This is a genomic window from Streptosporangium sp. NPDC002544 (assembly GCF_040295965.1).
Taxonomy (GTDB): Bacteria; Actinomycetota; Actinomycetes; order Streptosporangiales; family Streptosporangiaceae; genus Streptosporangium.
Genome location: NZ_JBEOWJ010000004.1, coordinates 367,307 through 376,377 on the forward strand (window position 1 = coordinate 367,307; position 9,071 = coordinate 376,377).

Consider the following 9,071-nt stretch of genomic DNA (forward strand, 5'->3'; position numbering starts at 1 on the left):
CCGCGCGCTGCGACGCATAGGCGTTGGAGGTCACCGGGGACCGCCAAGCGGAATGATCTCAGCCCCTCATGACCTGCATTGAACTATCCGGAATAGCGCAAGATCGATCTTTTAATTCGCAAGTTCCGAGTTCGAGCGCCTGCCACAATCAGGCCGTGGATTCTCAGGACTCCCCGCTTTACAAGGCTGCCCGACTCCAGCTCGTAGGCGCTCGTGCCGAGGAGGTCACTGTCAGCGCTGTCCACATCATGGAGTGCTTGGAAGACGACGACTGGGAGACGGCCCTCATCCTTCTTGAGGATCTCGGCGATGCTCACCCACAGCCGCCCAAGTTACCGATCGGGATGGCCGAGATCAGAGCTGCTAATGCGGTTTGGGTTTACCGCCCATCCGGGGTTCAAATCCCCGAGCCTCCGCAGTTCAGAGGCCCTCTCCCAGATTTCGGGAGAGGGCCTTTTTGATCTCTGAACCCTGTCAGGGTTGCAGTTCTCACGCATCGCCCCAGAGGGCGGCTCCCATCCGGGTGCTCGCGTCCTGCATCAACGCGCCGGCCACGTGGGTCTAAAACTGACAGACATCGTTGAAACCCGGGCCTCCGGCCACTACGGAGACCATCTATGTCCAACCCGAACCCCCACCGGATCGTGAGGCCAAGCGGCGCCTGGCCATCATCCGTTACGTCGAAGGGGTCTCGGGCAGCGTCGCGCTGACGTGCCGCTACTACAGGGTCAGCCGACAGGCGTACTCGCCGCTATCTGGCCGAGGGCGTCGAGGGCCTGCGCACCCGGTCCAAGCGGCCCAAGACCAGCCCGAACGCCGCCCGAGCGTGCGGCGTGGGCGCCGGTCTCGGCCCGCGCCGCCCACGCGCAAACCGCCGCTGCGGTCGTTCAACGTAGAAACTTTCTGGACCCGTCTGTCTGGCCCCAGCCCTCGGGGGGAATGGCCCCGTTCGATGATCAATCGTCGACGGCTGCAGTGTCGCATTCCGGCAGCGACAGCTGGCGACAAACGTGCTGATGGAGGTCGCGCTGGCGATTCCCCTGGCCTCGACGAGGCTGACATCCGATAGAGGTTTATCCCGGTAGGGATTCGACCCTTCTCCATAGCGCCTTTCTTCGAGGTTGGCAGGCCGCTCTGCCTCACGCGCGAAGGCAGAGCGGCGGACACAGCGTGACCTGGGAGTGTGGTGTCACCCAGGTCTGACCACATCGCGCATCTCATGGGAGAGGCGCCATGTTAGCGCTACCAAATTGCGGTGCGACCTCCCTTCGACATCCCGGCATCTCGGGTGGTGATGGCGGTGAGTAAATACAGCGGGACCGGATGTCGTCAAGAGGTAGGGGTCCTCCGTGCTCGGCGTTGCCGAGAAGGCGCCGCTGCCTGTGGATCCCCGCCCCCAGTCCGCAACTTGCGGATCTGAGGTGAAATTTTCAAGGCATGGTCCCCAGCTGGTTTCTCCTCTCAGCTCTGCGGAGATGGTCTCGCCATAGCTGTATTGGGCTCATGGTAAGGGCGTCAATGTTGGAATGATGGGGCCGAAAATTTCGCTCAAGCATTGACATGTTTCGGATAGGTTTCCACAATGAGTCTCCGAAGCGGTCGGCCCTGCCTGATGTGGTGATCGAGTGAGGGCCGCCGGTCATGACGCCATCGTGGTGTGCCCCCGGTCCGGGGTGCGGCGTCGTTCGCCGGGTTCCCGTGTATCCCTCTTTCCGTGATTTCAGTATGGAGTCAGGCATGGGTATGAAGGCTTCACCCTTATCTGCGCGCCGAGGTTTCGGTGCCCTCAGCAGGGTCATCAGTGCCGGCGCCGTGGGTGTCGTAGGTGCGGCGCTAATGGTGTCGGTTCCCGCGGATGCGGCCGCCAGCACGCTGGCCGCCGCTGCTCAGCAGAGCGGTCGCTACTTCGGCACCGCTATCGCCGCGGGCAAACTGGGCGACCAGACGTACACCACGATCGCGAACCGCGAGTTCGACATGATCACCGCCGAGAACGAGATGAAGATCGACGCCACGGAACCCAACCGTGGGCAGTTCAGCTTCAGCAACGGTGACCGCATCTACAACTGGGCGGTGCAGAACGGCAAGCGGGTACGGGGCCACACGCTGGCCTGGCACTCCCAGCAGCCGGGCTGGATGCAGTCCCTGTCCGGTAGCAGCCTCCGCCAGGCGATGATCGACCACATCAACGGCGTGATGGGCCACTATCGAGGCAAGATCTACGCCTGGGACGTCGTCAACGAGGCCTACGCCGACGGCAACTCCGGTGGCCGGCGTGACTCCAACCTCCAGCGAACCGGGAACGACTGGATCGAGGTGGCCTTCCGCACCGCACGGGCCGCCGACCCGTCCGCGAAGCTCTGCTACAACGACTACAACATCGACAACTGGAGCTGGGCCAAGACGCAGGGCGTCTACAACATGGTCCGCGACTTCAAGCAGCGCGGCGTGCCGATCGACTGCGTCGGCCTGCAGTCGCACTTCAACAGCAACAGCCCGTACAACAGCAACTACCGCACGACCATCCAGAGCTTCGCGGCGCTGGGGGTCGACGTGCAGATCACCGAGTTGGACATCCAGGGCGGCTCGGCCACCACTTACGCCAACGTGGTCAACGACTGCCTGGCCGTGCCGCGCTGCACTGGCATCACGGTGTGGGGGGTCCGGGACAGCGACTCCTGGCTGGGCGCGAACACCAGTCCGCTGCTCTTCGACGGCAACGGCAACAAGAAGGCCGCCTACAACTCCGTCCTGAACGCGCTCAACAACGCGACCCCCAACCCCTCACCCTCGCCGAGCCCGACCACCTCGCCCAGCCCGACGCCGCCCCCAGGCGGCGCGGGACAGATCCGGGGCGTGGCATCCGGTCGTTGTGTGGACGTCCCGAACTCCACGACCACCGACGGCACCCAGCTCCAGTTGTGGGACTGCCACTCCGGCTCCAACCAGCAGTGGACCTACACGTCCGCCCAGGAGTTCCGCGTTCTCGGCAGCAAGTGCCTGGACGCCGCGGGCACCGGTAACGGTGCCAAGGTGCAGATCTACTCCTGTTGGGGCGGCGACAACCAGAAGTGGCGTATCAACTCGGACGGCTCGATCGTGAACGTCCAGTCGGGTCTGTGCCTCGACGCCGCCAACTCCGGCACCGGCAACGGGACTCTGCTCCAAAGCTACTCCTGCTGGGGCGGCAACAACCAGAAGTGGACCCGGAGCGGGTCGTGAGACGGCACCTGTCGGTGCCGACCGGGATCGGGGCGGTGGTCGCTGCTGTGATCGCCGTCCTGGCCGGGCTTCTGGCTCAAACGCCCACAGCGAGGGCGGCCACGTTGACTCAGATCGGCAACTTCGGGGCGAACCCCGGCAACATCCAGATGCACCTCTACGTGCCTGACAACGTGGCTCCACACCCCGGAATCCTGGTGGCGATGCACGGCTGCAACGGCCGGGCGACCGACTTCCACCAGCAGACGGAGTTCAGGACCCTGGCTGACCGGTATGGCTTCATCGTCATCTACCCGCAGGCCAACAAGAGCGCCAACGGCCTGTCGAACTGCTTCGACGTGTGGTCGAACGAAGCGCTCCGGCACGGGGGCGGCAGCGACCCCGTCTCGATCGTGTCGATGGTGAGCTACGTCGTGCAGCGGCATAACGGCGATCCCTCGCGGGTGTTCGCCACCGGCTTCTCCTCCGGCGCGATGGAGACGATCAACCTGCTCGCCACCTACCCCGATGTGTTCAAGGCGGGTGCTCCCTTCGCCGGCGTGCCCTTCGGCTGCCTCGGCCCGCCCGGTTGCAACGACCGGACACCGCAGCAGTGGGGCGACGTGGTCCGCAACGCCTACCCGGGCTACACCGGTCCCCGGCCCCGGCTGATGGCCTGGCACGGTACTGCGGACGACGTGCTGAACTTCAGCATGTTGCAGAAGGAGGTCGACCAGTGGACCAACGTGCACGGGGTGAGCCAGACGCCCACCTCGATGTCCAGCCCGCAATCGGGCTGGACGCGGCGGGTCTATGGGTCCGGCCAGGTCGAGGCGTACACGATCAACGGGGCGGGGCACAATCTGCCGCACTCCGGGATGGCCATCCACGCCATCCGATTCTTCGGCCTCGACAGCGACACCCCCACTCCGACGCCCACCCCCACACTGACCCCCACCCCAGGTGGTAACGGGCAGATCAGGGGCGTCGCGTCCGGGCGCTGCGTGGACGTGCCGAACTCCAGCACCACTGACGGCACGCAGCTCCAGCTCTGGGACTGCCACGGCGGCACCAACCAGAGGTGGACGCTCACCTCCGCGCAGGAGTTGCGGGTCCTCGGCAACAAGTGCCTGGACGCGGCCGGGACGGGCAACGGGGACAGGATCCAGCTCTACTCCTGCTGGGGCGGGGCCAACCAGAAGTGGCGCGTCAACTCCGACGGCTCGATCGTCGGCGTCCAGTCGGGGTTGTGCCTGGATGCGGCCGGGGCGGGCAACGGTACCCGCCTCCAGCTCTACTCCTGCCACGGTGGCACCAACCAGAGATGGAACTGGGGCGGCAACGCCTGAGAATCGCGCTCAGCGGCCCTACTGCGCGATCGGGAGAGGACTCCCGCCAGCGCGGCATGTCCGCTGGAAGAAGGACAAGCACCACCTGGTCTGGGGTGATCACCGAGAATCTCCCCAGACCAGGAAGGAGCGCGTGTCTGGTACGCCTAACGGGTGCAAGGCTCGCGTGCAGGCAGTGAGGCCCTCCATCAGCGTGGCGCGTGTGGTGTCGTCGACGTCTGCGAGCGTGCCCTCTTCGATGCCGTCGAGAGAACGGTCGGTGGTCATTTACACGCGGCAGCGCCACAACGGCGACGCGAACCGCGTCTACGTCACTGGCACCTCCGCCGACGGCATGGAGACCAACATCATGCTCGGCAACTATCCCGACGTCTTCAAGGCCGGGGCGGCGTTCATGGGGGGCCGTTCGGCTGCTTCGCGAGTGAGGCGGACTACATTCCCTCGCCCGGCGCGAGCAACTGCGCCTCCGGGCGCATCAGCAAGACGCCCCAGCGATGGGAGACCTGGTTCGTGCCGCCTACCCCGGATACAGCGACCCCGGCCCCGAGTTCAGCTCTGGCATGGCACCACGGCCAACCTCGTCTACTACGCCACCCACCAGCAGGCGATCGACCAGTGGATCAACGTGTGCGGCCTGAGCCAGACGCTCACCGGTACAGACACGCCGCAACCGAACTGGAACCGACGCCGCTACGCCGACGGTTTCGGCACGGTCCGGGTCGAGGCGTACAACATCCAGGGCGCCGGCCACAGCCTCCCCATGAGCGGGATGGCCGTCGCGATCCAGCCGAGGAACTGGGGAAGAACCGCGAGGGGCTCCGCCCCTGCACCCCCGGTCCTCTTCGAAGATGGGCCGGAAGGGTGCAGGACGGCATGATCTAGATGATCACTGCGTCATCCAATCTGGAGGCTCGGCCGAGGTGACACGTCGCCATGTTTCCGTAGTCTGCGACGGCTTTTGTTGATAGGCATTTCGAAGGGCTGATGCGCCTGCGTTGATGAGATCGGCAAGCTCCATTTCTACCGCGATACCGAGCCCTCACAGGATCAACCAGATCGCCTCATCTGTGATTGCAGTTTCGATCAGCATCAAGCCATGGACCAGGCTGCTTTTGGCCAGATCGGGCAGGTAGGCGTCCGGATTCGCTTCGGCCAACCGCTCACGTATCTCGATGGCGCGCTGAACCGCGGCCAGGCTCTCCTCCTGACACCCCACCTCACCCAGATCAACTGACAGGTTGTTCAACACGGCGAACGAGCGGTTGAAGTTGCGTGGTTCGATCGGCGTGCCGCACATCGTGGTGAAAACCAGAGCCGCGTCCTTACCCGCATCCTCTTGGACCCGTTACCGGTGCTTGAGGGCTGAGACGCATAGGCCGATGAGGGGGAGAGAGTTCTCGAAGTCCTCCGTCTTCGTGGTGTCGCGGTGGAGGAGTTGGTCACCGACGCGGTGACCTTGGCGACGAGCTGAGCGCCTCTTCGGCTACCCCTCGGTCTTGCGGGCGGTGATCAGCAGGTACTCCCAGGCCATGGAGGTGGTGCCGGTGTCGTGAGTGTGGCGATGGGCGAGGGTGGCCAGGTCATGGTCCAGAGCGGTGACACGATCGGGATCGTTCGCGATGGCGCGGTAGGCGGCGACGGTCGGGCCGTAGTTGGATTTGAAGTAGTCGCGGAATGCCTCGGGTGTCGTGAACCTGTCGATCTGCACGGTCCGCCGATCGGCCGTGACATCGGTGATCTGGTCGCCGAAGAGCGCACGGACGTGTTCCGGGCGCCCCCACAGGGGCGGCGGCTGCGTGCCGGGCGGCGGCGGGGACGCGTAGGGCTTCATCGTCGCGAACATCTGGCCGATGAACCCCTCCGGCGTCCAGTTGAGCAGGCCGATTGTGCCGCCTGGGCGGCAGACGCGGAGCATCTCGTCAGCGGCGGCCTGGTGGTGCGGGGCGAACATGATCCCGACGCAGGAGAGCACGGTGTCGAACTCACCGTCGGCGAACGGCAGCGCCTCGGCATCGGCCTGGCGCCACTCCAGCTCCACGCCGTGCCCAGCCGATGATCGGCGTCCGGCCTCCAGCAGTTCCGGCGTCAGGTCGCAGGCGACGACCTCCGCGCCGGCCAGAGCCGCCGGGATCGCGGCGTTACCCGTTCCGGCCGCGATGTCCAGCACCCGGTCGCCGGGCTGTACATCGCATGCCTGCACCAGGGTCGCGCCCAGGTTAGGGATGATCTCCGAGGCCACGGTCGGGTAGTCACCCAGCGCCCACATCGCCCGGTGCCTGGTCTTCAAAGCGCGGTCGGTCTCCGCCGCGCTGATCAAATTACTCATGAAACGAGACTAGGTTCCGACGAAATCGCCTCCTAGTACAACATCTGTACTGGAAGGCGCCGGGGGCGGGGCTTACGCTGCAATCCATGGGATCCTCCTATTACCAGTTCTGCCCCGTCGCAAAGGCGATGGAGATGCTCGACGAGCGCTGGACTCTGCTCGTCGTGCGGGAACTGCTGTCTGGGAGCCAGCATTTCAACGAGCTGCGCCGTGGTGTGCCGAGAATGTCCCCCTCGCTGCTGTCCAAGCGGATGCAGCAACTGGTGCGCGCCGGCATCGTGGAGAGAGCGGCGAATGACAACGAGGTACGGTACGTCCTTACCCCGGCCGGTGAGGAACTGCGGCCGGTCGTCGAGGCGCTCGGCATCTGGGGCACCCGCTGGATCGGCGATCTCGGCGATATGGACCTGGACCCGAAACTGCTGCTGTGGGACATGCACCGGCGCGTCGACCACGCCGTCATCCCGGTCGGCCGGACCGTGGTGCTGTTCAGCTTCCCGGACGTGCACCCGCGCGCCCGCGACTGGTGGCTGGTGATCACATCCGGCGAAGCCGACGTCTGTGACGTGGACCCCGGTTATACCGTGGCGGTCACGGTGACCGCTAGCCTGCGCCACATGGTCGCGGTTTGGCGCGGTGATCTCAGCTGGCGCGACGCCCTGCGTTCCGGCGTGGTCGACGTGCATGGCCCCGAGGCGTTCCGTCGGCAACTGCCTCGTTGGTTCACACTCTCGGAGTTCGCCTCAGTGCCTCGACCCGCCTGATCGAAGCGGGGCTCAAACACCCCCGCGGACGAGTGACGCGCCCAGCACTCCGCTCTCCTCACCCAGACGCTCCTCGGCGCCCTCGCCTATGCCGCGGCCACGGTGCTGCTGATCAGGGGCGACCGGGTCGAGCGGGGGTGATGACGCCGGCCGGTCGTACCGGCAGGACGCGAGCCGGTTCCGCCGACGGTCACGGACTCGGGGGAGTGTCCACCTGATCCCCAGCGGAAGCGCACGCGTCCTGTCAGCTGGCTCCGCGGAAGAAGTCGCTCAGCGCGGGGGCCAGCACGTCGTCGGACACGCCGTGCCACTCGCCCTTGAGGGTCAGGTGACGGCCCTGGGGAAGGGCCGTCGCCGCGTCCGCGGCCCAGCCACGCAGGCGGTCGTCGCTGGACTCGCTGTTGACGACCAAGGCCGGCACGGTGACGGACCGGAGGGTGTCGTGGGAGATGGCAGTGGTTATCCGGCTGTCGTAGGCGAGCGTGTGCGCGATGCCCTCCAGCAGCGGGAAAAAGGGGGCCTGGCGCATTTCCGCGGTTATCTCGGCGGGGACACCGATGCTGGTATGGAAGTGCTCGACCGCATCGGCCCGGCGATCTGCGGCGACGAGCTCGTCGATCTCGGCTGCGAGGTCGTCCTTCCGCGGCCGGTCGAGAACGATCGGCGGTTCGAGGAGCGAGAGCATCGAGATCGGCAGCCCGGCCGCCGCCCCGAGCAGGGCCAGGACCGCGCCGGAGGAGAACCCGTGGACGAACGCCGGTCCTCCGCCCGCCTCGATCACGGCCGCGAGGTCCTCCACCTCCCGTTCCACCGCGTACGGCGGGGTGTCGCCACTCTCGCCGCGTCCGCGTCTGTCGTAGGTCACGACGGTGAACCTGTCGGCAAGGTGTTCAGCGAGGGAGCGCATGGGCCCAAACCTGCGGAACCCGCCTGCCGCGTCGACCAGTACGAGCGTCGGCCCTGTTCCCGCCTGCTCGAATCCGATCCGCGTGCCGTCGCGTGACGTCACCGTGGCCATGGCGATCCCTTCGTTCGGGGGCCTCCGACGCTACAGAGCACCACCGACAAATCCGCGGACCCGATGTCCCGTACGCGACAACTCTGAGGCCCGGTCCTTTCGAATGTCGAAGTCCATCGCATCTCCTCAACCGGGACGTCGCGACGGCCAGCGGAACGGAAGGCCGTAGGGGCGCTGGGTGGGCTGCCGTGCCCGAGTGACACCGGGCACGGCAGCCCACCCTTCCTTTGAATCGCTGTCACCTGGCCCGGTAACGGTGCGACCTGGCACCACACGGGTTCCAGGAGGTGGGGGGCGCGCGCGGGCGGGGGGGGGCCCCCGGCCCGGGGGGGGCGGGGTGGGAACCCCCCCCCGAGCCCCCCGGGGCAAACACCCCCCGGGCGCCCACCCACAGAAAGCGGGCCGAGGGCCGC

Annotated in this window: 8 protein-coding genes; 5 read left to right on the forward strand and 3 right to left on the reverse strand. The window is 66.3% G+C overall.

Annotated features, from left to right (window positions below; all coding sequences use genetic code 11):
- The first annotated feature begins 155 nt into the window (after positions 1-155).
- The 4 genes from ABT061_RS08490 (at position 156) to ABT061_RS08505 (ending at position 5,427) form a co-directional block, all read left to right on the forward strand.
- Positions 156-461 (forward strand): hypothetical protein, encoded by a 306-nt coding sequence (locus ABT061_RS08490; protein WP_350914125.1) that lies wholly within the window; start codon positions 156-158, stop codon positions 459-461.
- 1,375 nt (positions 462-1,836) lie between these two features.
- Positions 1,837-3,222 carry an endo-1,4-beta-xylanase gene (locus ABT061_RS08495; RefSeq protein WP_350914127.1) on the forward strand — a complete coding sequence of 462 codons (1,386 nt, stop codon included), beginning with the start codon at positions 1,837-1,839 and terminating at the stop codon, positions 3,220-3,222.
- Complete coding sequence (locus tag ABT061_RS08500; RefSeq protein ID WP_350914128.1) at positions 3,219-4,550, forward strand: extracellular catalytic domain type 1 short-chain-length polyhydroxyalkanoate depolymerase; 1,332 nt, start codon at positions 3,219-3,221, stop codon at positions 4,548-4,550. The genes ABT061_RS08495 and ABT061_RS08500 overlap by 4 nt, the downstream gene beginning before the upstream one ends.
- Before the next feature lie 259 nt (positions 4,551-4,809).
- Positions 4,810-5,427 carry a CE1 family esterase gene (locus tag ABT061_RS08505; RefSeq protein ID WP_350914130.1) on the forward strand — a complete coding sequence of 206 codons (618 nt, stop codon included), beginning with the start codon at positions 4,810-4,812 and terminating at the stop codon, positions 5,425-5,427.
- Between the two features lie 162 nt (positions 5,428-5,589).
- On the opposite strand, the gene ABT061_RS08510 is transcribed toward ABT061_RS08505, so the two are convergent.
- Entirely contained in the window at positions 5,590-5,847 is a 258-nt protein-coding gene (locus ABT061_RS08510; protein ID WP_350914133.1) for a hypothetical protein, read from the reverse strand.
- A gap of 186 nt (positions 5,848-6,033) precedes the next feature.
- Positions 6,034-6,876: a class I SAM-dependent methyltransferase gene (locus ABT061_RS08515; protein ID WP_350914135.1), complete on the reverse strand. Its 843-nt coding sequence runs from the start codon at positions 6,874-6,876 to the stop codon at positions 6,034-6,036.
- 86 nt (positions 6,877-6,962) lie between these two features.
- Here ABT061_RS08515 and ABT061_RS08520 point away from each other — a divergent pair, with 86 nt between their 5' ends.
- Positions 6,963-7,640 (forward strand): winged helix-turn-helix transcriptional regulator, encoded by a 678-nt coding sequence (locus ABT061_RS08520; protein WP_350914137.1) that lies wholly within the window; start codon positions 6,963-6,965, stop codon positions 7,638-7,640.
- Positions 7,641-7,884: 244 nt separating this feature from the next.
- Here the strand turns inward: ABT061_RS08520 and ABT061_RS08525 are convergent, their stop codons facing one another.
- Positions 7,885-8,658, reverse strand: coding sequence for an alpha/beta fold hydrolase (locus ABT061_RS08525; RefSeq protein ID WP_350914139.1), 774 nt, complete (start codon positions 8,656-8,658; stop codon positions 7,885-7,887).
- Between the last annotated feature and the right edge of the window lie 413 nt (positions 8,659-9,071).

Excerpts from the sequence above, each read along its gene's own strand:
- ABT061_RS08525 (WP_350914139.1), bottom strand. The coding sequence starts at position 8,658 with ATGGCCACGGTGACGTCACGCGACGGCACGCGGATCGGATTCGAGCAG.
- ABT061_RS08510 (WP_350914133.1), bottom strand. The coding sequence starts at position 5,847 with ATGTGCGGCACGCCGATCGAACCACGCAACTTCAACCGCTCGTTCGCC.
- ABT061_RS08520 (WP_350914137.1), top strand. The coding sequence starts at position 6,963 with ATGGGATCCTCCTATTACCAGTTCTGCCCCGTCGCAAAGGCGATGGAG.
- ABT061_RS08515 (WP_350914135.1), bottom strand. The coding sequence starts at position 6,876 with ATGAGTAATTTGATCAGCGCGGCGGAGACCGACCGCGCTTTGAAGACC.
- ABT061_RS08495 (WP_350914127.1), top strand. The coding sequence starts at position 1,837 with ATGGTGTCGGTTCCCGCGGATGCGGCCGCCAGCACGCTGGCCGCCGCT.